Annotated in this window: 17 protein-coding genes; 3 read left to right on the forward strand and 14 right to left on the reverse strand. The window is 72.9% G+C overall.

All coding sequences use genetic code 11. The annotated features are described in order from the left end of the window. Window positions 1-10 precede the first annotated feature (10 nt). The 6 genes from DYI95_RS07125 to purE all read right to left on the reverse strand — a co-directional run bounded on the left by DYI95_RS07125 (window position 11) and on the right by purE (window position 7,542). Window positions 11-2,719, reverse strand: a complete 2,709-nt coding sequence (locus DYI95_RS07125; protein WP_305849850.1) for an AIR synthase related protein — start codon at window positions 2,717-2,719, stop codon at window positions 11-13. Window positions 2,720-2,724: 5 nt separating this feature from the next. Further along, complete coding sequence (gene purQ / locus DYI95_RS07130; protein ID WP_243149669.1) at window positions 2,725-3,873, reverse strand: phosphoribosylformylglycinamidine synthase I; 1,149 nt, start codon at window positions 3,871-3,873, stop codon at window positions 2,725-2,727. 77 nt (window positions 3,874-3,950) lie between these two features. Further along, the gene (purS, locus tag DYI95_RS12595; RefSeq protein WP_116900460.1) at window positions 3,951-4,568 is read right to left on the reverse strand and encodes a phosphoribosylformylglycinamidine synthase subunit PurS; all 618 of its coding nucleotides are present in this window, start codon (window positions 4,566-4,568) and stop codon (window positions 3,951-3,953) included. Next, entirely contained in the window at window positions 4,565-5,479 is a 915-nt protein-coding gene (locus DYI95_RS07140) for a phosphoribosylaminoimidazolesuccinocarboxamide synthase (protein WP_116900459.1), read from the reverse strand. The genes purS and DYI95_RS07140 overlap by 4 nt, the downstream gene beginning before the upstream one ends. A 27-nt stretch (window positions 5,480-5,506) precedes the next feature. Further along, on the reverse strand, window positions 5,507-6,817 hold the full coding sequence (gene purB / locus DYI95_RS07145) for an adenylosuccinate lyase (protein ID WP_116900458.1): 1,311 nt from the start codon (window positions 6,815-6,817) through the stop codon (window positions 5,507-5,509). Beyond that, window positions 6,814-7,542 (reverse strand): 5-(carboxyamino)imidazole ribonucleotide mutase, encoded by a 729-nt coding sequence (gene purE / locus DYI95_RS12600; RefSeq protein WP_116900457.1) that lies wholly within the window; start codon window positions 7,540-7,542, stop codon window positions 6,814-6,816. The genes purB and purE overlap by 4 nt, the downstream gene beginning before the upstream one ends. 474 nt (window positions 7,543-8,016) lie before the next feature. Between purE and DYI95_RS07155 the strand changes: the two genes are divergently transcribed. From DYI95_RS07155 to cimA, 3 genes are all read left to right on the forward strand, one after another. Next, window positions 8,017-8,364, forward strand: coding sequence for an antibiotic biosynthesis monooxygenase (locus tag DYI95_RS07155; RefSeq protein ID WP_116900456.1), 348 nt, complete (start codon window positions 8,017-8,019; stop codon window positions 8,362-8,364). A gap of 326 nt (window positions 8,365-8,690) precedes the next feature. Next, entirely contained in the window at window positions 8,691-9,149 is a 459-nt protein-coding gene (locus tag DYI95_RS07160) for a DUF4395 domain-containing protein (protein ID WP_116900455.1), read from the forward strand. A 588-nt stretch (window positions 9,150-9,737) separates the two neighbouring features. After that, window positions 9,738-11,609 (forward strand): citramalate synthase, encoded by a 1,872-nt coding sequence (gene cimA / locus DYI95_RS07165; RefSeq protein ID WP_116900454.1) that lies wholly within the window; start codon window positions 9,738-9,740, stop codon window positions 11,607-11,609. 83 nt (window positions 11,610-11,692) lie between these two features. On the opposite strand, the gene erpA is transcribed toward cimA, so the two are convergent. The 8 genes from erpA to DYI95_RS07205 form a co-directional block, all read right to left on the reverse strand. Next, window positions 11,693-12,067, reverse strand: a complete 375-nt coding sequence (gene erpA / locus DYI95_RS07170; protein WP_116900453.1) for an iron-sulfur cluster insertion protein ErpA — start codon at window positions 12,065-12,067, stop codon at window positions 11,693-11,695. 371 nt (window positions 12,068-12,438) lie between these two features. Then, on the reverse strand, window positions 12,439-13,299 hold the full coding sequence (locus DYI95_RS07175) for a 2-oxoacid:ferredoxin oxidoreductase subunit beta (protein ID WP_116900452.1): 861 nt from the start codon (window positions 13,297-13,299) through the stop codon (window positions 12,439-12,441). Beyond that, window positions 13,292-15,085 carry a 2-oxoacid:acceptor oxidoreductase subunit alpha gene (locus DYI95_RS07180; protein WP_243149670.1) on the reverse strand — a complete coding sequence of 598 codons (1,794 nt, stop codon included), beginning with the start codon at window positions 15,083-15,085 and terminating at the stop codon, window positions 13,292-13,294. The genes DYI95_RS07175 and DYI95_RS07180 overlap by 8 nt, the downstream gene beginning before the upstream one ends. 718 nt (window positions 15,086-15,803) lie before the next feature. Continuing rightward, window positions 15,804-17,018 carry an NAD(P)/FAD-dependent oxidoreductase gene (locus DYI95_RS07185; protein WP_116900450.1) on the reverse strand — a complete coding sequence of 405 codons (1,215 nt, stop codon included), beginning with the start codon at window positions 17,016-17,018 and terminating at the stop codon, window positions 15,804-15,806. A 283-nt stretch (window positions 17,019-17,301) separates the two neighbouring features. Then, window positions 17,302-18,030, reverse strand: a complete 729-nt coding sequence (locus DYI95_RS07190; protein WP_116900580.1) for an amino acid ABC transporter ATP-binding protein — start codon at window positions 18,028-18,030, stop codon at window positions 17,302-17,304. A 298-nt stretch (window positions 18,031-18,328) separates the two neighbouring features. Beyond that, on the reverse strand, window positions 18,329-19,456 hold the full coding sequence (locus tag DYI95_RS13100; RefSeq protein WP_203530591.1) for an amino acid ABC transporter permease: 1,128 nt from the start codon (window positions 19,454-19,456) through the stop codon (window positions 18,329-18,331). Continuing rightward, window positions 19,457-20,635 (reverse strand): amino acid ABC transporter permease, encoded by a 1,179-nt coding sequence (locus DYI95_RS07200; RefSeq protein WP_116900449.1) that lies wholly within the window; start codon window positions 20,633-20,635, stop codon window positions 19,457-19,459. A gap of 252 nt (window positions 20,636-20,887) precedes the next feature. Further along, complete coding sequence (locus tag DYI95_RS07205; protein ID WP_243149671.1) at window positions 20,888-21,997, reverse strand: amino acid ABC transporter substrate-binding protein; 1,110 nt, start codon at window positions 21,995-21,997, stop codon at window positions 20,888-20,890. Between the last annotated feature and the right edge of the window lie 192 nt (window positions 21,998-22,189).

Below are 22,189 nucleotides of genomic sequence, written 5' to 3' on the forward strand. Positions count from 1 at the left end.
GAGCCGGCCGTCAACCCGCCACTGACTGGGATTCCGGACCGTCCAGCCGGCACGGGAGTGCCTCCTCCCACAGGGTCCACAGGGAAGCCGCCGGTTCGTCGAGCCACAGCGCGCCGTCCAGCCGGACCCGGATGCGGCCGCCGGGTTCCCCCGTCAGGCCCAGGGGGTGAAGGGGGACGTGCAGGGCGGCCGCCCGCCGGGCCAGGGCGTCCCATGCCCCCGGCGGGACGGCCACCACTACCCGGGCCGGTCCTTCACCGAAGAGCAGGGCGTCCCGCCGCGGGGCGGGCGCACCCGGCTGCCGCCGGATGGCGATGTCAAGCCCCAGGGCCGCCCCTTCCGCCGTCTCGCCCGGCGGCAAGGGGCCGCCGGCAAAGGCCATCTCCACCAGGGTGACCAGCAGCCCGCCCCGGCCGGCCGGGCGGGCGGCCACCACCCAGCCCTGGGCCACCGCCTCCTGCAGAAGCCGCTGCAGCCGGCGCTGCAGCTCCCACGGCACCTGGGGCAGGGCCGCCTGGTCCCCGCCTAGTGCCACCCGGTCCCCGGGCCGCGGCACCTGGTCTCCAGACCGTGCCGCCGGGTCCCCGCCGCCCCGGGCCTGAGCCGCATGGCCGGCCAGGCCCGCGGGCCGGTCCGGCGAAGCGCAGGCCGCCCCGCCCCCCTTCACGTACTCGCTGCCCGCCAGGCGGCCAGCCAGAGGTCCCAGCAGGGCCACCCGGAGCCCCGGTTCGGAGAAGAACCCGGCCGCCCAGCGGCCCGGCGGGGGAATCACCCCGGCCACGCTCACCGCCACCGTGGGGTCGATGTCGTGCTCGCCCGTGGCGTTGTAGAGGCTGACGTTGCCGCCCGTCACCGGCAGGTCCAAGGCCCGGCAGGCCGCGGCCATGCCGTCGATCAGGCCGGCCAGCTGGGCGTAGACCGCCGGCCGTCCCGGGTCGCCCAGGTTGAGCCCGTTGGTCAGGCCGAGGGGAATACCGCCCACACAGCTGGCCCGTAGGGCCGCCTCGGCCACGGCCAGGGCGGCGGCCCGGAAGGGGTCCAGGGCCGCCTGCCGGCCCGTCCCGGCCATGGCCAGCACCAGCAGCCGGTCGCTGCCCGGTACCTCCAGGACCGCCGCCGGGCCCGCCCCCGGGCGCAGCCGGGTGCGGCCGCCCACCAGGTGGTCGAACTGGCTGTAGATCCAGCTCTTGCTGGCCAGGGCGGGCGATGCCAGCAGGCGGCGCAGGGTGCCGGCCACGGCCTGGGGGTCACGGAGGTCCGGGGGCTCCCCCCGGCCGTCCCCGGCCTCACCGGGGTCCAGCCGGCCCGCCGCCGCCCTGGTGACGCCGGGGCCGGCGCCGGGCTGCGGCGGGGCCCACCCCGGCCATGGACCGGCCGGGGTCTCGGCTGGCTGGGACCCGCCCCACCCCGCCGGGGCACGGTCCCGGCTTCCCGGGAGCACCGCCAGCGCCCCGGCGGCCACCGGCCCGCCACCGGGCCCGCCATCGCCCCCTCGGTCCTCGCCCGGCAGCCCCTCCCCCGGCGGCCCGTACACCGGCGCCTGGCGGGTCAAGAGGTCGACGGGCAGGTCCACCAGCCACCGGCCCCGGTGGCGGGCCCGGAAACGGCCGCCCCGGTCCCCGGCTTCCTCCAGCCGGCCCACCACGGCGGCGGGTAGGCCCCAGCGCCGGGTCACCCAGCGCAGCCGCGGCAGGTGGGCCGGTTCGACCACCGCCAGCATCCGCTCCTGAGACTCGGAGAGCAGGATGACCTCCGCGGGGAGGCCCGGCTCCCGCAGGGGCACCCGGTCCAGGTGCAGCGCCGCTCCCGTCCCCGCCCGGGACGCCAGCTCGGCCGCCGCCGCACCCAGGCCGCCGGCCCCCAGGTCCTGAAAGGCGGCCACCAGGCCTGCTTCCACCAGCTCCAGGCACGCTTCGATCAGCACTTTGCCGGCAAAGGGGTCGCCCACCTGCACCGCGGGCCGCCGGCCGGCGGCGTCGCCGGGGCCCAGGCTCGCCGAGGCGAAGGTGGCGCCATGGACGCCGTCGGCCCCGGTGGGCGGGCCGATAAGCACCAGCCGCGCACCGGGCCCTGCCGCCACGCCCTTGAGCAGCCGCTGGGCCGGCGCCACCCCGGCGCAGAGCACGTTGACCAGCGGGTTCGTCCGGTACCCCGGCTCGAACAGGACCCGGCCGCCCACCACCGGCACCCCGGTGCAGTTGCCGTAGGCGGCGATGCCCGCCACCACGCCCCGGACCAGCCGGCGGTCCCGGTCATCGCGGGGCTCCGCGAAGCAGAGAAAGTCCATCAGGGCGACGGGCCGGGCCCCGGCGGCCAGCACATCGCGCAGGATCCCGCCCACGCCCGTGGCGGCGCCCTGGAAGGGTTCCACGAAGGACGGGTGGTTGTGGGACTCGATGCGGAAGACCACCGCCGTCCCGTCGCCCAGGTCGACGGCGCCGGCGTTCTCCCCGGGCCCGAGCAGCACCTGGGACCCGCGGGTGGGAAGCCGGCGGAGCAGCGGCCGGGAGTGCTTGTAGGCGCAGTGCTCCGACCAGAGGACGCCGATCAGGCCGAGTTCGGCGGGACCGGGTTCCCGGCCGAGCAGCTGCAGGACCCGCCGGTACTCGGCGGCGGTCAGGCCGGCCGCCTGCCAGGGTTCCGCGGGCCGGCCCGCCGGACGGTCCGTGAGGTCCTGGGACGTCTGGGGTTCGGATCGGGGTTCGGATTGACGGACCATCGCTCTCACCCCCCGAAGAGGCCGGTCCTGCGCCCACGGCCCTGGCGTTCACCGGCCCGGCACGCGTTCCACCAGACCTCGGCAAAGGCCACCCAGCGGGCCAGCAAATCGAGCCCGTCCCAGTGATCGTGGAGATCACCGTCAGCGCCGGGGAACGCGCCGGCGAAGCCGCGGGGAGCGCCGGCGGAGCCGCGAGGAGCGCCGGCACGGCCCCAGGAAGCGTCGCGGGATGCAAAGGGAGTGCCGCCGGGGCTGTAGGGAACACCGCCGCGGCCGCAGGGCGCGCCATGGGGGTCGCCGAGAGCGACGTCATCCCTCAGGCCGCTCGCAGGACAGGGTGTGGCGCCATGTCTCGGGCCCCCGCCTTGGGCAACACCGTCCAGTGAAGTGGATCCAGCGCCACCACCCGGGGCGTAGGCTCCGGCACCAGCACCCGTTACCCGGGATCGGGCACCGGCGCCCAGGCTCCCGCCAGCCCGCGCAGACCGCGCGGCCCCTGACCCGGCCTGAGCGGCGCCCGGCCCTTCCGCCGGGCGCCGCTCAGGATGCGGCATCAGGCCCACCACGTTCCCCGCCGCGTTGCAGACCCCGGCCACGTTGTCGACAGACCCGTTGGGGTTGGCGTCCGGGTCGACCCGGCCCGCGGCGTCGCTATACCGCAGGATGATCCGGGCCCCCGGCCCCGGCACAAAGGCGCCTAGGGGCCCCTCGCCCACGTACGCCCCCTCGCCGTGGGCGATCTCCAGGCGGACGACCCAGCCCGGCGGCAACCCCGCCGTCAGGGCGGAGGGCCCCTCCACCCGCACCCAGACCGGCCGGCACTGGAACCGGCCCTGCCGGTTGGGCCGCAGGGCCCCGGGCAAAAGCCCCGCCTCGCACAGGATCTGAAAGCCGTTGCAGATCCCCAGCACCGGGCCGCCCGCGGCGGCGAAGTTTTGCACCGCCTCCATCACCGGCGTCCGGGCGGCCAGGGCGCCGGCCCGCAGGTAGTCGCCGAAGGCGAACCCGCCCGGCAGCACCACCCCCGCGAAGGGGCGCAGGTCCCGCCGGCGGTGGTCGATCACCTCCACCCGCTGGCCCAGCTCGCGGGCCAGCACCACGGCCACGTCGTGCTCGCAGTTCGAACCGGGAAAGCGCACCACGGCCAGGCGCACCGGCGATCCCCCATTCCCTGCGAGTCGCCCGCGTCCGGCCCGGAGCGAAGGTTCCTCCGGCCCGGATCGCAGGTGCCCTAGGCGCCGCGATCGGCGCCATGCTCCGCCGACACCCCGGCGGCGGCCGGGTCGAGGCCCCCTTCCACCCGCACCCGGTACACCTCCAGCACCGGGTTGGCCAGGAGCCGCTCGGCCATGGCCCGGGCCTGCTCCGCCGCCTCGCCCGCGTCCCGCGCCGCCAGGTCCAGCTCAATGCGCTTGCCCACCCGGACCGCGGCCACGCCCGGGTAACCGAGGGCCTGAAGGGCCGAGCGCACCGCCTCCCCCTGGGCATCCAGCGCCCCGGGGCGCAGGTTCACCTCCACCACCACCCGGAAGAACCGGCGCCCTGCCGGCCTCACGCCGGGGGCGGGCACGCCGAGGGGAGACCCTGGATCACCGCTTGTCGCCGCGATCGCGGCCCGGCCTTTCTCTCTCGACCGTCCCCGGGCCGGTTTCCCCTGCGGCCGGAGGGCTTCGCCCTGGCCGGACTTGCGGGAAGCCCCCGACGCCGGGTTGCCGCCGGTCCCCGAAGGCACCCGGCCTGCCACCGAGCGTCCGTGCCGGCCCGGAACGGGGGCCGCCGCCCCGGCGCCGTCCCGGGCCGGGCCGCGGCCCGCCGCCAGGCCTTCGCCGGCCTCGCACAGGCGACTCATCGCTGTCCCTCCAGCCGCCGCCACACCTCGGCGTAGGCGCCGGCCACGCCGCCCAGGTCCTGCCGGAAACGGTCCTTGTCCAGGGGCTCGCCCGTGACCCGGTCCCAAAGGCGGCAGGTGTCGGGGGAAATCTCGTCCGCCAGCAGTAAGGTGGAACCCGGCCCCGGGGTGCCCCGCGAGCCGGTGCCCGGGGCGGACCCGCCGCCCCCGTCCTGGCCCGGCGCGGGGCCGGTGCTCGGACCGGAGGGACCGGTCCCAGGTTCCGTGGGCGGGACCGCCCCCGCGCCTTCAGCCGGCACGGCGGCGGGGGCGGCGGCCGGCGGAGACGCCGGGGTCCATGCCCGCCCGAACTCCAGCTTGAAGTCGACCAGCACCAGATCGCGCTCCAGCAGGTAGGAGCGCAGCACGCGGTTCACGGTCAGGGCCATGGCCTCGATGCGGTCCACTTCCTCCGCGGTCGCCAGCCCCAGCAACCGGACGTGGTCGCGGTTGATCAGGGGATCGCCCAGATCGTCCCGCTTGTAGTAGAGCTCGGTGACCGGTTCGTCCAGCACGCGGCCCGGCTCCAGCCCCAGGCGGCGGGCCAGGCTGCCGGCCACCACGTTGCGTACCACCACCTCCAGCGGGATGATCTCCACCCGCCGGCACAGGAGCTCCCGCTCGCCCGCCTCGGCCACCAGGTGGGTGGGAACGCCGGCCGCCTCCACCACCCGCAAGAGGTGGGCGCTGATGCGGGCGTTGAGGCGTCCCTTGTCCCCGATGGTGCCGCGCTTGCGCCCGTCAAAGGCGGTGGCATCGTCTTTGAAGTAGATCCGCACCAGCCCCGGATCCGGGGTGGCAAAGACGACCTTGGCCTTTCCCTCGTAGAGCCGCTCCCCGCGCGGGGGCAGGGCCGGTTCCGCCATCGCCACGGCTGCTCCCCTCCCTGAAAAGCCGCGTCAGCCGTCCTCGCCGGGCTCCAGGCCGGCCCGGCGAAAGATGAAATCCACGTGGCGCAGGTCGTCCCGGGGGTCGAACAGGGCCTCGATCTCGCCGGGCGCCAGGACCCGCCGGATCCGGGGGTCGGCGGCCACCAGCTGCCGGAAGGGCGCCTCCCCCTGCCAGCCCCGCATGGCCAGCTCCTGGACGATGGCGTACGCCTCCTCCCGGCGCAGGCCGCGTTCGACCAGCGCCAGCAGCACCCGCTGGGAGTAGATCAGGCCGCCGGTCCGCTCCAGGTTGGCCGCCATGGCCTCGGGATAGACGTGCAGGTCGCGGACGATCTCCGCCAGCAGGGCCGTCATGTAATCGGCCAGGATCAGGGCGTCGGGCAGGATGATGCGCTCCACCGAAGAGTGGGAGATGTCCCGCTCGTGCCAGAGGGCCTGGTTTTCCAGGGCGCTGACCAGGTAACCGCGGAGGACCCGGGCCAGGCCGGAGATGCGCTCGCACTTCTCGGGGTTGCGCTTGTGGGGCATGGCCGAGGAGCCCTTCTGGCCGGCGCGGAAGGGCTCTTCCACCTCGCGCACCTCGGTCCGCTGGAGGTGGCGGATTTCCACGGCCATCTTGTCGTAGGTGCCGGCCAGGATGGCCAGGGCGGCCAGGAGCTCGGCATGGCGGTCCCGGGCCACGATCTGGCTGGAGACCGTCTCGGGCTCCAGGCCCAGGCGGCGGCATACGTAGGCTTCCACCCGCGGGTCGACCCGCGCGTAGGTGCCCACGGCCCCTGAGATCTTGCCCACCGCCACGGTGCGGCGGGCCCGCTCCAGGCGCTCCAGGTTGCGCCCCAGCTCGGCGTACCACAGGGCAAGCTTCAGGCCGAAGGTGATGGGTTCGGCGTGGACGCCGTGGGTGCGGCCGATCATCACCGTGTACTTGTGGCGCCGGGCCTGCTCCCCCACCGCCTGGCGCAGCGCCCGCACCTCGCCGCGCAGCAGGTCCACGGCCTGGACAAGGTTGACGGCCAGGGCCGTGTCGACCACATCGGAGGAGGTCAGGCCGTAGTGGACCCAGCGGGCGTCGTCGCCCACCTGCTCGGCGATGGCCGTGGTGAAGGCGATGACGTCGTGGTGCACCTGGCGCTCGATGGCCAGGATACGGTCGACGTCGATGCGGGCCCGCTGCCGGATGCGGGCCGCGGTGCCGCGGGGCACGGTGCCCAGCTCCTCCCAGGCCTCGACGGCCAGGAGCTCCACCTCCAGCCAGGTGGCGTACTTGTGCTCCAGGGTCCAGAGGCGGCCCATGGCGGGCCGGGTGTAGCGCTCGATCATGAGGCCACCGCCTGCCCTCCCGGCGTGGCCAGCCCGCCGCCGGACCGGGGCTGGGGCTGGCCCTCGGGCTGCGGCTCGGGCCCAGGACGGCGCTGCGCATGAGACGGGGGGTGGGGCACCGGCCGGGCCGGAGGCGGCGACGGGGGCTCGGAGGCCTGCCGAGGTTGGGCCGTGGCCCTCCCCAGCTCGGCCTGCAGCCGCCGGTCGGCCTCCTCCACCCGGGCCTGCATGCGCTGCCGGTAGGCCTCCAGGCGCCGGCGCAGCTGGGGATCCTTAAGGGCCAGGATGCGGGCCGCCAGCAGGGCGGCATTGGCCGCACCGTCCAGGGCGACGGTGGCCACCGGCACGCCCCGCGGCATCTGGGCCGTGGCCAGCAGGGCGTCCAGGCCCCCGGCTGCGCCGCCCTTGAGGGGCACGCCGACCACCGGCAGGAGGGTATGGGACGCCACCACGCCGGCCAGGTGGGCGGCGCTGCCCGCCGCGGCGATCAGGACCTCCAGGCCTCGCTCGGAAGCCGTGGTGGCGTAGTGGGCTACGCGCTCGGGGGTACGGTGGGCCGAGGCGACGGTGGCCTCGAAGGGGATGTCCAGCTCCTGCAGAACGGCGAAGGCCTCGCGAAGGGTGGGCAGGTCCGAATCGCTGCCCATCAGGATGCCGACCCGGGGCGCGGCGGCCCGCCCGCCCAGGGCTTCGGCCGGGCTGCCCGCCGGTTCGTCCCGTTCCACGGTGATCCCTCCCCGGTACGTGGATGGCAACGGGTTGCCGAACATTGTTCGGTTCTAAGGTGGGTACGTTCCTCGTCCATCTCCCATTTCAAGCGGATCATTATCGAATGTCAATCCCGCATTGTCGGGAAGAACGTTCGGATAATGGCGGAGGGCGGGACGGCAGGAGCCCTGCGGCCGCCCGGGGAACCCTGGGAAAGGGAGCCGCCCGCCGCCCACCCTGCACGCTACGGGGACGGCCCCCGGCGGAGCGGCCGCCGCCCGGCGCGACCCGTGCGGCCGGGCGGTCCTGGGGCAAGGCGCCGCCCGGGTGGCGCCAGTCGCCAGGGGGCCGCCGGCGTTCAACCGGCATTCGGCAGGCGCCTTTCGCCCCGGGGATCACCGGGCCCAGGGGCCGCCCGTCCCTGCCCCGGACCACCCCGCGCAGGGCGATGCCCCCGGGGCGCCCTGCACCGCAAGGAGGAGGTAGGTGCCATGCTGATCGTCATCAACCGCATCTGGCCCGAACCGGGCTCCGAGCAGCTCCTGGAGGAGGCCTTCTCCCGCTCCCCGGGCATGAAGGATGTCCCCGGCTGCCTGGGATTCGAGTTCTGGCGCAGGGAGGCGACCGGCCCGGCCGGTCATCCCGGGGCCGGTGCAGCGGATGCTGCGGCCGGCGCCGGCGGCCGCAGCGAGTACCTGGTGGTGACCCGCTGGGAGTCCCGGGAGGCGTTCGAGGCCTGGCGCCAGAGCGCCCACTTCCAGCATGCCCATCGCGACACCGGGGCCTCCGCCGGAGCCCGCAGCGAGCTGGCGGTTTACGAGGTACTGCGCCGGGTGTGAGCCGCACCGCTCGAGCCGCACCGCCGGCACCGGCCCTTTCCCGCGGCGGCCTGAGGCCCGGGTTTCGCCTTGCCTTGGGGACAGGAGGTCGGGCGACCTGGACGCCGGCGGCCATGGCGGCCGGGACGCCGGCCGGGACGGTGCCGGCGCGTCCGCTGCCGGCGGCACTTCGCCGGGGTCAAGGTGCCGTTGACGGGGATGACACTGGGGTCCCATAATCGGGCCAGGGAATATCAAGTAAGGCGATAGGGTTTCGAGGCAAGGTGTGAGCAGCCCCACTGCCTGCCCGATGGCCCCTGGCCGCCTACCCCGAGGAGGGACCCACCGTGCGCGACGGCATCCCGGTGCCCCTGGTGCGGGCCAACCAGACGTTCATCATCCTGGCCGCGGTGCTGAGCTTCGTGTTCCAGTTCCGCCCCGGCGCCCTGATCGGGCTGGCCGTGCTGGTTTTGCCCCTGGTCTTCGGTCCCCGGGCCCACCTGGTATTCCACCTGGCCCGGCCGCTGCTGGCCCGCCGCCTGCCCGGGGCCGAGCAGGAAGACGCCCACGTCCAGCGCTTCAACCAGGCCCTGGCCAGCCTGTTCTTCGGCGTCAGTGCCGCGGGCCTGTACCTGCTGGCGCCGGTGGCGCCCCTGTGGGGCGACATCGTGGGCTGGGGGGCGCTCCTGGTCGTGGCGACAGTGGCCTTCATCGCCACCCGTGGATTCTGCCTGGGCTGCACCATCTACTACCAGCTGGTGCGGCGCGGCTGGATCCGCAGGCCCGGGTCGACCCCGGCGGTATGAGGTGGGAGAAGAATCACCGGCCAAGGCCGGCTGCCCCCTTGACAGTTGGGCACCGGGGCCCCATAGTAATCGGCAAACCGTGGTAGCCCCGTGACAACGGCCGTTACCGGCCCCATCGTGCCCAACGGCGCCGGGAGGACGAGTACCCGGCGGCTGCCCGGCCAGAGAGCGGGACCTGAGCGCTGAAAGTCCCGTCCGGCGGCCCCGCGGGAAGATCCCCTCCCAGGCCGGTTCCTGCCCCTGCCGCGGCAGGGGCAGGAACCGGCCCGCCGCCGCCCGAACGGGTGGTTCCCTGCATCGCGTCCAGGTTCCACCTGCATCGCGTCCGGGTTCCACCCCAGTAGACGCGGCCGGGTTCTCCCGTTAACGGGACAGGGCATCGCCCCTTTCGGGCCGTGCCCGGCGAGAGGGCCGGCAGCCCTTGCTCCACCTCCTCCCGCGCCGGCTCCCACCGCCCAGCCCGGTGGGAGCGGCTCGGCGGGGCTGCAGGCCAATGAGGGTGGTACCGCGGATGGCATCGCAGAGGAAAGCCCCCGTCCCTCGGGACGGGGGCTTTTTGCACCCAGACCCCCCAGGAGGTGATTCCCCATGGGCGACGACAAGGCAGCCCGTCTCCCCCAGGCCGGCGGCGCCCCGCTTGAGGCGCGTTGCCCCGGCCGGACCCACCCGGTAGTGCGTCCAGGCCCCGGATCCCTCGCCGCGGGACCAGGGGCTGGGCCCCTTGACGTGGTGCTCTACGACACCACCCTGCGCGACGGCACCCAGCGGGCGGGCATCCACCTCACCCTGGCCGACAAGCTGCGCCTGGCGCGCCGCCTCGACGACTTCGGCGTCCCCTACATCGAGGGCGGCTGGCCGGGTTCGAACCCCAAGGACGCCGCCTTTTTCCGGGCCCTGGAGGACCAGCCCCTCCGGCGGTCCCGGCTGGTGGCCTTCACCAGCACCCGCCGCCCGGGCGTGGCGGTCCAGCACGACCCGGTCCTGGCGGCCGCCCTGGCCGCCGGCACGCCGGCGGTCTGCGTGGTGGGCAAGGCCTGGGACCGGCACGTGACCGTCGCCCTGGGCACCCGCCTGGAGGAAAACCTGGCCATGATCCGGGAGACGGTGGCATATTTCGTGGCCCGCGGGCGGGAAGTGATCTTCGATGCCGAGCACTTCTTCGACGGGTTTGCCGCCAACCCCGAGTATGCTCTGGCCGTGCTGGCCGCGGCGGAAGAAGCCGGCGCCAGCTGGCTCGTCCTGTGCGACACCAACGGCGGCTCCCTGCCGGACGCCGTGACCCGGGCCGTCCAGGCGGCGGCCGCCGCCACCCGGACTCCCCTGGGTATCCACTGCCACGACGACGCCGGCCTGGCCGTGGCCAACTCCCTGGCCGCCGTGGCAGCCGGGTGCCGCATGGTCCAGGGCACGGTCAACGGATACGGCGAGCGCTGCGGCAACGCGAACCTGCTCACCGTGGCCGCCAACCTGGAGCTCAAGCTGGGGTTGCGCTGCCTGCCCGCCGGGGCCCTGGTCGAACTGACCGCCGTGAGCCGCTACGCGAGCGAGGTGGCCAACCTCCCCCACCGGGAGGAGGCGCCCTACGTGGGGGCCAACGCCTTCGCCCACAAGGCGGGCATCCACGTCTCCGCCCTGCTCAAGGAGCCGGCCCTCTACGAGCACGTGGATCCGGCCCGGGTGGGGAACGACCGCCGGGTGCTGGTGTCGGAGCTGAGCGGCCGGGCCAACCTTCGCTATGTGCTGGGAGCGGAGCTGGACGAACCGGCCCTGGCCCGCCTGCTGGAGCGAATCAAGGAGCTGGAACACGGGGGCTACCAGTTCGAAGGCGCCGAGGGCACCCTGGCCCTGCTGGCCTGGGAAGTGCAGCAGGCGGCGGGCGGCGCCACCGGCACCCCGGGCGGGCAGGCGGCCTTCCCTGAAGCGCCCGTCCCGGAGGCGGCCGACCCCGGGTGGCCCTTCGTCCTGGAGTCCTACCGGGTCACCGCCCTGCACGACCCGGCGGCGGGGTCCCGGGTGGAGGCCACCATCAAGGTCCGGGTGGGCGAGCGGGTCGTCCATACGGCGGCCGAAGGCAACGGCCCGGTCAACGCCCTGGACGCCGCCCTGCGCAAGGCGCTGTCGGAGGTCTACCCCGATCTTGAGCAGGTGCGCCTGGTGGACTACAAGGTGCGGGTGCTGGAAGGGGATGCCGGCACCGGCGCCCGGGTGCGGGTGCTGGTGGAGTCCACCGACGGCCGGGCCCGCTGGGGGACGGTGGGCGTCTCCACCAACATCCTGGAGGCATCCTGGCAAGCTCTGGCCGACGGCTTGCGGTATTACCTTCTGGGGTTGGCCGCAGCCCCGGCCCCCGGCGGACCGGACCCGGGCCCGGAAGCCCGGCCCTCCGTACCCGCGCCGCCAGGCGCCGCTGCGAGGCAGGCAACGCAGGCGACGCAGGTGAGACAGGCGCGGCAGGCGTGAAGCGCGGCCCCACGACGGTGCCGGGCCCGCCATGCCGCCAAGAATGGGCCCCCAGTCCCCGGAGAGAGCAGGGGCGCCGCCCTTCAGAGGGCGGCGCCCGCTACGTCACAGGAGGCCGGCTGGCCGGCTTCATCCCGGGTGCGGAAGGACTGGCCGCAGCCGCAGGTGTGGACGGCGTTGGGGTTGTGGATGGCGAAGCCCGAACCCGACAGCGACTCGACGTAGTCCACCCGGGCACCCTTGAGGAACCGGGCGCTGGCGGAATCGACCACCACCCGCACCCCGTCCTGATCGATCACGGTGTCGTCGTCGTGAAGGTTGGAGTCCAGGGCCAGCCCGTAGTTGAAGCCGCTGCAGCCCCCGGGCTGGACGAAGACGCGCAGGGCCAGGTCGTCCCGCTGGCGCTCGGCCAGCAGTTCCTTGACCTTGGCCACCGCTTCCGGTGTCAGGGTGATCATGCCCTCACCTCCCTGGCCGGAGGCAAGCGAACCGGGCCGAGGCCGCCGGGCCGCCAGCCACCCGGGCCGGTTGCGCCGGCCCGGCCGTTCGCGCCCGCTGGGCGAGGCCGCCCGCCGGGCAAGCGGCGAGCCGGGCCTTGCCGCCCGCCCCCTTTTTCATACACCTTATCACAGCCACCCGATCCCACCGGCAGGGTCCGGATCGCGATGGGTGCAAGCTGCGGCACGGGGCGGTCAACCGGATGCGAGCCGCCGCTCGATGCGAGCCGCCGCTCGGCCCGCGACCCAGGCGTACCAAGGGACGGGGCCGGGCCCATCCCGCTGTGGACTGCCCGGCCCCCTTTGCCCTTCGGCAGCTTTGCCCCGAACCTTTACGCGAACTGGGCCTCCAGCTCCCGGTAGTCACCCTCATCCAGTGCCAGGTCCTGATATGCCAGGCCTTCCTCCGGAAAGCCGGGCAGCTGCTCTTCGAAGGTCGGCTTGTCGGTCTCGTAGACGACGCCGATCACCATGCCGCCCGTCTCCATGACCTTGCGCAGGGCGGCGGCCCGGTCGTGGCGGTCGTAGTCCGGATCTTCGTCCAGATTGACCAGCCGCTCCTTGAAGTAGTCATAGGTGTTCAGCTTGTTGAAGGTCACGCAAGGGCTGAAGACGTTGACCAGCGAGAACCCCTTGTGCTGGATGGCCTTCTTGAACACCTCGGCCATGTGGTTGATCTCGCCGGAGAAGGCCTGGGCGACGAAGCCGCAACCCTGGGCCAGCGCCAGTTCCAGCGGCCGGATGGGCTCCTCCACCGACCCGTAGGGGGACGTCTTGGTCTTCATGCCCTTGTCGCTGGTGGGCGCCAGCTGGCCCGTGGTGAGGCCGTAGATGTGGTTGTCCATCACGATGTAGGTCAGGTCCACGTTGCGCCGGATGGCGTGGATCACGTGACTCAGACCGATGCCGTACCCGTCCCCGTCGCCGCCGGCGGCGATGACCGTCAGCTCCCGGTTGGCCAGCTTGACGCCCTGGGCGATGGGCAACGCGCGGCCGTGGATGCCGTGGAACCCGTACCCGCCGAAGTACTGGGAGATCTTGCCCGAACAGCCGATGCCCGACACGACCACCACGTCCTCGGGCTCCAGCCCCAGGTCCGTCACCGCCCGCGTCAGGGCGTTGAGCACGCCGAAGTCGCCGCAACCCGGGCACCACGTGGGCCGGGCCGCCCGGAAATCCGCCACCTTAGCCATGGAGCAACACCTCACGCGCCCGGGAGTAGATCTCGCTGGCCAGGAAGGGGTCGCCGTCGTACTTGGTGCAGTTCCGGATCTTGTCGTGGAAGCCCACTTCCCGCGCCAGATACCCCGCCAGCTGGCCGGTGTAGTTGTTCTCCACCACCAGCACCCGGGGCGCCGCCTGCAGGTAGCCGCGAACCTTCGCCCGGGGGAAGGGGTGCAGGGCCCGCAGGTGCAGGTGGCCGATCTTGTAGCCGTCCCTCTCCAGGCGGGCTACCGCCTCCTGGATGCGGCCGATGGTGGATCCCCAGCCGACCAGCAGCAGGTCGACCCGATCCGCCGGTTCGTCCCCGTAGTAGTCGACGTAGTCGCTGAGATCCAGGCTGTCCAGCTTGCGCATGCGCTTCTTCATCTGGATCTCGCGGGTGGCGGTGTCCTCGATCTCCTCCGTACCCGCTTCATCGTGCTCGTTGCCCAGCGCCACGTAGCGCCCGTTGCGCATGCCCGGCAGGCTGCGCGGGGAGATGCCCGAGTCGGTGACCAGGTAGCGCTTGTAGGCCCCGCGCTCCATGGCGTCCAGCTCTTCCTGGGTGATCAGGGCGCCCCGGTCGATCCGCACCCGGCTGTAATCCAGGCCGTCGATGGACTGGCGCGACATGCCCAGGGACAGGTCGCTCACCAGGTAGACCGGGCACTGGTAGCGCTCCGCCATGTTGAAGGCCTCGACCGCCAGGTAGAAGCAGTCCTCCACCGTGGCCGGGGTCAGCACGATGCGCGGGATCTCGCCGTGGGTGCCGAAGATCAGCTCGTTCAGGTCGCTCTGCTCCGTCTTGGTGGGCAGGCCCGTGGAGGGGCCGCCCCGCATCACGTCGACGACGACCAGCGGCGTCTCCGACATCCCGGCCAGGCCCACGGCCTCCTGCATGAGGGAGATGCCCGGCCCCGAGGTGGAGGTCATGGCCCGGACGCCCGCATAGTTGGCGCCGATGGCCATGTTGACCGCAGCGATCTCGTCCTCGGCTTGGACCACCACGCCGCCATACTTGGGGAAGTTCTTGAGGAACCAGTACATGATCTCCGTGGCCGGCGTGATCGGATAGGCCGCCAGGAACCGGCAACCGGCCGCCAGGGCGCCGTAGGCGACGGCCTCGTTGCCGGAGATGAACAGGCGCCGCTGCACCTGGGGTCGCCGGGGCAGGGTGGCCACCTGGCCGATCTCCCGGGCGCCGTACTCGAACCCCCGGCGCAGGGCCTCCATGTTGAGCTCGACCACCTGGTCGCCCTTGCCGCCGAAGCGCGCCTCGATGGTGGGCCGGAACTCCTCCACGGGCAGGCCCACCAGGGCGGCGGTCACGCCCACGGCGACCATGTTCTTCATGATGGGGTTGCCCAGCTCCCGGGCGATCTTGGTCAGCGGCACGCCGTAGACCCGCACCGGCCGGCCTTCGGGGACCCGCGCCTTGAAGGTGTCGTCATAGACCACCACGCCGTCCCGGACCAGCTCGTGCAGGTTGTGGTCGATGGTCTTCTGGTCGAAGGCGATGAGGACGTGCAGCTCGTCCCCGTGATGCCGGATCAGATGGTCGGCGGCCCGCACCTTGTAGTTGGTGTGGCCACCCTTGATCAGGGACATGAAGTGCCGGTACTGGTAGACGTAATAGCCCAGGCGGTTGAGGGTCTGGGACACGATCTCGCCCGTGCTGTCGATGCCCTCACCCTGCTGCCCGCCCACCTTCCAGTTGAACTCGCCGGTCAAGGTCCTGGGTGCACCCGTTGCAGGGTCGTGCAACTCCCTGGCCACTGCCCTCACCCCTTTGCCTAACACCACTATACCACCAGTTGGCGATGATTCTAAGGCATCCTGCCGCTGCCATGCATTTCACCCCCGAGGGCCGACCGTTCACCCCCGGAGAACCACCGCTGGCGGTGCCCGGCTCGTTGCGGAAGAACCAGCCCTTGCCATGGCGGAACGACTTGAGCAGCGCGTCCGGGGACCTTCTCTGCAAGTGGGGAGCACCGAACTTGCACCGGCCGCAGGCCCAAGCAAGTTGGGTAAGCCGCCCCTTGCAGCCCACGGCTCCCAGGTGCCCGTCGCCGGCGCCGGGCAGCCGGGGGGCACCCGCCCGGGCACAGCGGGGATCGGCGCCCATCGGCTCGGGCATCAGGGGCGTTCGGCACGGGGACGGGGCGGCAGCGAGGGATCTCGCCAGCGGAGCGGCGGCCTGGGCCCGGAAGGGCGGCCCAGGCCGGTGGGAGGTGGCACGGCAGGGCGAGGCTGGCGGTGGAACGGCAGGGCGGGCCCGCCCGGGGCGGCCGGACCCGCGCGGGCGAGAGCAGCCGCCGGCGGGCTGAAAGGGCGGCACCGCCCGCGGGCGGGGCCGCACGGCAGGCAGGAGCCGCCATGCCCGGGGCGGCCGGGCACGGCGGGCATCGCCGTGCGGGCGACGGCTTGCTGCCCGCCGTGCCCCGACACCCCCTCCGGAGGTCCGGGGGTCCGTGGCGCGGGATGCGTTGCGGGATCAGGTCAGGGACAGGATCAGGCGGTTGGGATCGTCCACCGTCTCCCGCTGGGTGATCATGTCGACGATCTTCTTGCGCGCCCGCAGGTCGCCGATCAACACCGCCCCGACCAGCCGGCCGTCCAGGAAGAACAGGCGCTGGTACTGGCGGTTCTCCCAGTCGACGTGGGAGACGGCCTCCACCTCGGGGTGGTTCTCGGGGGTGGCGCCGATGGCCGTGATCTTCGAGTCGAACAGGCCGCTGGAATAGACGGGCACCTCGCGGTAGGGCCGGTTGGCCCCCACCATGTTGGCGCCCACCACACGGCCATGGGTCATGGCGTTGTTCCACGTGCCCATCTGGTTGTGCCGCCCGATGAACACGTCGAAGAAGCGGGCCACGTCCCCGGCGGCGTAGATCCCCGGCACGCTGGTCTCCAGCCGCTCGTTGGTCACCACGCCGCCCTGGACTTCGACCCCGCTGCCCTCAAGCAGCTCCGTGTAGAAGTCCAGGCCCAGGCCGCAGCCGACCATGTCGGCCTCGATGGTCTGCCCGCCGGTGGTGGTCACGGCCTTGACGGTGCCGCCGGCGGCGTGGACCTGGGCCACCTCTTCGCCGTAGAGGATCTCGATTCCGTGGTCCCGGGCCAGGAGGTCCACCAGCCGGCCGCCGTCCTCGTCCAGGATGCGGCGCAGCCAGCGGGGGCCGCGGATCAGCCACACCACCTCGAGGCCGCGGCGGCGGAACCCTTCGGCCAGCTCGTAGGCGATGAAGCTTCCCCCCACCACCACGGCCCGCCGGGCGGTGGCAAAGCGCTCGACGATCTGGCGGGTGTCGTCCAGGGTCTGAAAATAGTAGACGCCGGGAGTTTCGGCGCCCGGCGCGGGCAGGGGCCGCGGCCGGCCCCCGGTGGCGATCAGCAGCCGGTCATAGGGAAAGGTCTCGCCCGCCTCGGTCACCACGACCCTCTCGTCCGGGTGGACCGAAACCACCCGCGTCTCCAGGCGCAGGTCGATGCCCTTTTCGGCGTGCTGCTCCACCGACCGCATGAAGACCTTGTCTTCGGACACCGTGCCCTTGAGATAGTGGGGCAGGGAGACCCGGTTGTAGAGCGGGTAGGGCTCGGCCGCCAGCAGGGTGACCTGGCTCTGGGGCTCAAGCTTCTTGATGGTCTCGGCCGCCGTGGTGCCGGCGACACCGTTGCCTACGATGACATATCGCTTCGAGTCGGCCATCGACGCTCCTCCTCGCCGCCCCCGGCGGGCGCCGAGGGCGGCGCCCCGCGGGGCGGCCACCCGGGCTCCGCGGGACCGGCCACCTGGGGCCGGTTCGTCCCGCGCCCGTCACCCGGCGCGCCGGTATGCAGACCACATCCATTATGTTGGTCTGTCGTGGGCAGCGCAACCAATCGCCCGTCCCCTGTAGCCCTACGCCGCGGGATCCCGTGGCGGCCGCCTCCGCCATCCCCCTGCCCCCTGGCCCCCGGTTCCCGGTCAGGGCTGCAGGATCTTGAACCGGTCAGGGGTGCAGGATCTGGGACAGGAAGCGCCGGGCCCGCTCGTGGGCCGGCTCGCGGAAGAACCGGTCGGGCGGCGCTTCCTCGAGGAGCATGCCCTCGTCCATGAACACGATGCGGTCGGCCACCTCCCGCGCAAAGCCCACCTCGTGGGTGACCACCAGCATGGTCATGCCCGAGGCGGCCAGCTCCCGCATCACGTCCAGGACTTCTTTGATCATCTCCGGGTCCAGGGCGGAGGTGGGCTCGTCGAACAGCATGATGCGCGGCTGCATGGCCAGGGCCCGGGCGATGGCCACCCGCTGCTGCTGGCCGCCCGACAGCTGGGCGGGGTACTTGTGGGCATGGTCCGCCAGGCCCACCCGCGCCAGCAGCTCCCGAGCCAGTTCCTCCGCCCGGCGGCGGGGCCACTTGCGCACCCAGATGGGGCCCAGGGTCACGTTCTGCAACGCCGTCAGGTGGGGGAACAGGTTGAACTGCTGGAAGACCATGCCCACCTCCCGGCGCACCGCCTCGATCCGGTGCAGGTCGGGCCCCAGTTCGATGCCGTCCACGACGATGCGGCCGCGCTGGATGGGCTCTAGGGCATTGATGGTCCGGATCAGGGTCGACTTGCCCGAACCCGAGGGGCCCATGATCACCACCACCTCGCCGGGCTGGACCTGAAGGCTCACCCCTTTGAGCACGTGGACAATACCGAACCACTTGTGGACGTCTTCGCAGATCACCATGGGCTGGGCCCCGCCTGCCGGCGCCGTGCCACCCGCCGCGGCCGGCGTCGCCGTACCGCCGGTCTCCGCCGCCCGGCCCGTCGCCGGGAATGCGGTTCCGCCGCGTCCTTCCGGCCCCGTGGCACCCGGCCGGTCGCCGTTCCGGGCGCCCTCACTGGCCATGCCCTTGGGCATCACCCGTCTCGCCTCCCTCCCGGTCGCCGCCAGCGGCGGGCCCGCGCCCCTCCGGCCGGCGCCCCCGGCCTGCCGGGGCGACCCGCCGTCCTATGGGCGGGGGTCCTTGAACCCGCCGGGGGGCTCAGCGCTCCCCCACGCCCAGACGCCGCTCCAGCCGCCGGCTGGCCAGCGACATGCCGTAGCAGAAGACCCAGTACACCGCGGCCACGAAGGCGTACATCTCCACGTGCCGGCCCAGGTAGGAGGGGTTCGACAGCACGCTCTGGGCGACACCGACGAACTCCAGCAGGCCCCACACTGCTACCAGCGACGTGTCCTTGAACAGGCTGATGAACTGGCCCACCAGCGCGGGGATCACCGCCCGCAGGGCCTGGGGCAGGATGATCAGCAGCACCGCCTGGGTTCCCGTCAGGCCCAGGGCCTGGGCGGCCTCCACCTGCCCGCGGGGCACGCCTTGCAGGCCGCCGCGCACCGCCTCGGCCACGTACGCCGCGGTGAACAGCACGAGCCCGGCCGCCGCCCGGGTGACCAGGTCCGGCCGGACCGACGGCGGCAGGAACAGCGGCAGCGCCGTCATGGAGAAAAACAGCACCACCATGAGCGGCGTGCCGCGCACCAGCTCGATGTAGGCGATGGACAGCGCCCGGACCACGGGCAGGGAGCTGACGCGGCCCAGGGCCAGCAGCACCCCCAGCGGAAAGGACAGGGTGATGCCGGCCACCGCCAGCACCAGGGTCAGGATCAACCCGTACCCCGTGCCCGCGCCGCCTTGTCGCGGCACCGACAGCACCAGGACCATGGCCGCCGGCACCAGCACGACCCAGGCCGCCACCACCGGCATCTGGGCGCGCCGCCAGCGGGCCGGCCCGGCCCACGCCAGGCCGCTGACCACCGCCAGCACCGCCAGCAGCACCAGGGCGGCCACCACCCGCCACAGCTGGTCGCGGGGGTAGGCGCCCACCAGCAGGAGCAGCAGGTTGTCGGTCACCACGTCCCACCGGGCCCGGACCAAGGCCCAGGACAGGACCGCCCGGCCGGCCAGGGCCAGGATGGCCAGGGCCACCAGCGTGAGCAGGCCGTGATACCAGCTGGCCAGCAGGTTCTGGCGCGCCCAGGCGGCGGCCCGCTGCGGCCAGGGCGCCCGGGGCGGCGGCACCACCACCGTGGTTCCGGCAGGGCCGGCCTGCCCTGCCGCCGGCCGGCCCGGTGCCGGTTCGGGCAGGGCAGGACCCGTCGCGGGTTCGTCCATCTACGCCACCCCCCGCCGCAGCGACCGGTTGTACAGGTTCATCAGCAGGGACGTCAGCAGGCTGAAGGCCAGGTAGGTGGCGCCGACCAGCAGCAGCATCTCCAGGGTCCGGCCCGTCTGGTTGACGATGGTGCTGCTCACGTTCAGCAGGTCGGGGAACGCCACCGCCATGGCCAGACTGGAGTTCTTGATCAGGTTGAGGTACTGGCTGGTCAGGGGCGGCACGATGATCCGGAGGGCCTGGGGGAACACCACCAGGCGCTGCACCAAAAAAGGCGAGAGCCCCAGCGACCGGGCCGCCTCCCACTGGCCCCGGGGAACGGCCAGGACGCCGCCCCGCACCACCTCGGCGATGAAGGCTCCGGTGTAGATCACCAGCGCCAGCAGTAGGGCGGTAAACTCCGCGGACAGCATGAGGCCGCCCTGGAAGTTGAACCGGGCCAGCTGGGGCCGCTCCAGCACCAGGGCCGGGCCCGCGGGGAGGATCACGGCTGCCAGACCGCCCGCCGCCAGCAGGCCCAGGGCAACCAGGCCCGGCCTGGTTTCCCGGCCTTCCTCCAGCCGCTTGCGCAGGAGGATCCGGTACGCCGTCACCGCTGCCACCAGGGCCAGCCCCAGGATGGCCACCGCCGTAGGGAAGCCCGGACCGGGCCGCGGGGCCGGCAGCACCAGTCCCCGGTTCATCAGGAACACGGACCCCGGAAGGGCCAGGGCCTGGCTGGCCGGCGGGAGGGTGTAGACGATGGCGCCGTACCAGAAGAAGAGCTGCAGCAGCAGGGGCGTGTTGCGGGTCAACTCCACGTACAGGGAGGCCAGGAGCCGCACCAGCCCGTTGGCGGACAGGCGAGCCAGCCCCGCCACCACCCCCACCGCCGTCGCCAGGACGACCCCCAGCACGGCCACCCGCAGGGTGTTGACCAGGCCGGCCAGGAAAGCGCGGCCGTAGGGGTCCGTCGCCTGGTAGGGGATCGAGCTTTCCCCGATGGCAAAGGAGGCGGGATGGCGCAAGAAGTCGAAGCCGGGCGTGATGCCCAGTTGCTGCAGGTTGCGCTGGACGTTGCCGAAAAGGTAGACACCCGCTGCTACGGTAACCAGCACCACGGCCAGCTGAAGGAGCAGCCTCCGCAGGCGGATGTCACCCACCCCGGACCGCACCCGTCGGGTGGGCCGTGCCGTCATAAACCCCCCTCCTCTTGACCAGAAAACGCGGGATCTGCGGACGCCCCTGACGCCCGGCGGCGTGGCCCGGCGGCTCCGGGCCCGCGTCCTGGGCCGGCACCGCTGCTCGCCGCGGCGGCGGATCGGCCGAACCTCTGGGGGCCCGCAGCGCCGGGGCCAGCGGAACGGGCCCGAGGCGACCACGCCGGGCGCCTGCCCGGATGCCGCTGGCGGCGGGAACCGCCACGTTCCCGCCGCCAGCGGCCCGCGGCATCAGCGGAAGGGCGGCGAGTAGAGGAGACCACCGTTGGTCCAGAGCTCGTTGAGGCCCCGCTCCAGCTTGAAGGGCGTGTCGGGTCCCAGGTTGCGCTCGTAGATCTCGCCGTAGTTGCCCACGTGCTTGATCACCCGGTAGGCGAAGTCGTTGCTGATGCCCAGGCCCTTGCCCAGCTCGCCCTCGACACCCAGGAAGCGCCGAATGTCCGGGTTGTCGCTGTTCTTGAACTGGTCCACGTTCTGCGAGTTGATGCCGAACTCCTCGGCCTGGATGGTAGCGAAGACGATCCACTTCACCACGTCGAACCAGGTCGAGTCGTTGTTCTTGACGGCCGGTCCCAGCGGCTCCTTGGACAGCATCTCGTCCAGGATCACGTGGTTGTCAGGATCCGAGAGGACCGCCCGCCGCCCGGCCAGCTGCGACTTGTCGCTGGTCACCGCATCGCAGCCGCCCGATTCATAGGTAGCATAGAGCTGGTCCGCATCTTCGAAGGTCTTGGGCGTGAAGCTGGCGCCCAGGGCGCGCATCCGGTCGGTCAGCACCATCTCGTTGGTCGTGCCGCTCAGCACGCAGATGGTGGCGCCGTCCAGGTCCGCCAGGCTCTTGACGTTGCGGTCCTTGCGGACCATCACGCCCCCGCCGTCGTAGAAGGTGGTGGGCAGGAACTCCATGCCGTTGACGGTGTCCCGCCCCAGGGTCCAGGTGGTGTTGCGGATCAGGACGTCCACCTCGCCGGACTGGACGGCGGTGAACCGCTCCTGGGCGCTGAGGGGCCGGAACTCCACGGCGTTGGGATCATCAAACAGGGCCGCGGCGATGGCGCGGCAGAAGTCCGCATCGAAGCCCGTCATCTGGCCGCTGGGATCGAGGTAGCTAAACCCCGGCAGCTGGCCGTTGACCCCGCAGATCAGCTTGCCCCGGCTGAGCACCACCTGTAGCCGGCTCTGCCCCGCCTGGTCCCCCGTTCCCCCGCTGCCGCCGCTTCCGCCGCCGGACGAACCGGCCGGCTGCGAGCCGCCGCTGGAGCAGGCCGCCGCCACCAGGGCGACCGCCGCCACCAGTGCGGCGGTGGCCAGCCGAATGCGCCGTAACGACAAAAAGACCACCCCCAGGAAACTGGTGCGTTGAGGAATCCCGCGGGCCCAGGGACATCAATCGGCCCGCCGCCGCCGGAATTCGGCGATAGATCCTTGTTTTCGGCAGAAACCGGTCAAGCCCTGCTGCTGCCAGCAGCCGGGCGACTGTTTTCGGCCGCCCCTGGGCCGCCAGGCGGCGGTCCCGCGCCTGCAGCACAGGAC

This window comes from Thermaerobacter sp. PB12/4term (genome assembly GCF_003403315.2).
In the GTDB taxonomy this organism is placed as follows: domain Bacteria; phylum Bacillota; class Sulfobacillia; order Thermaerobacterales; family Thermaerobacteraceae; genus Thermaerobacter.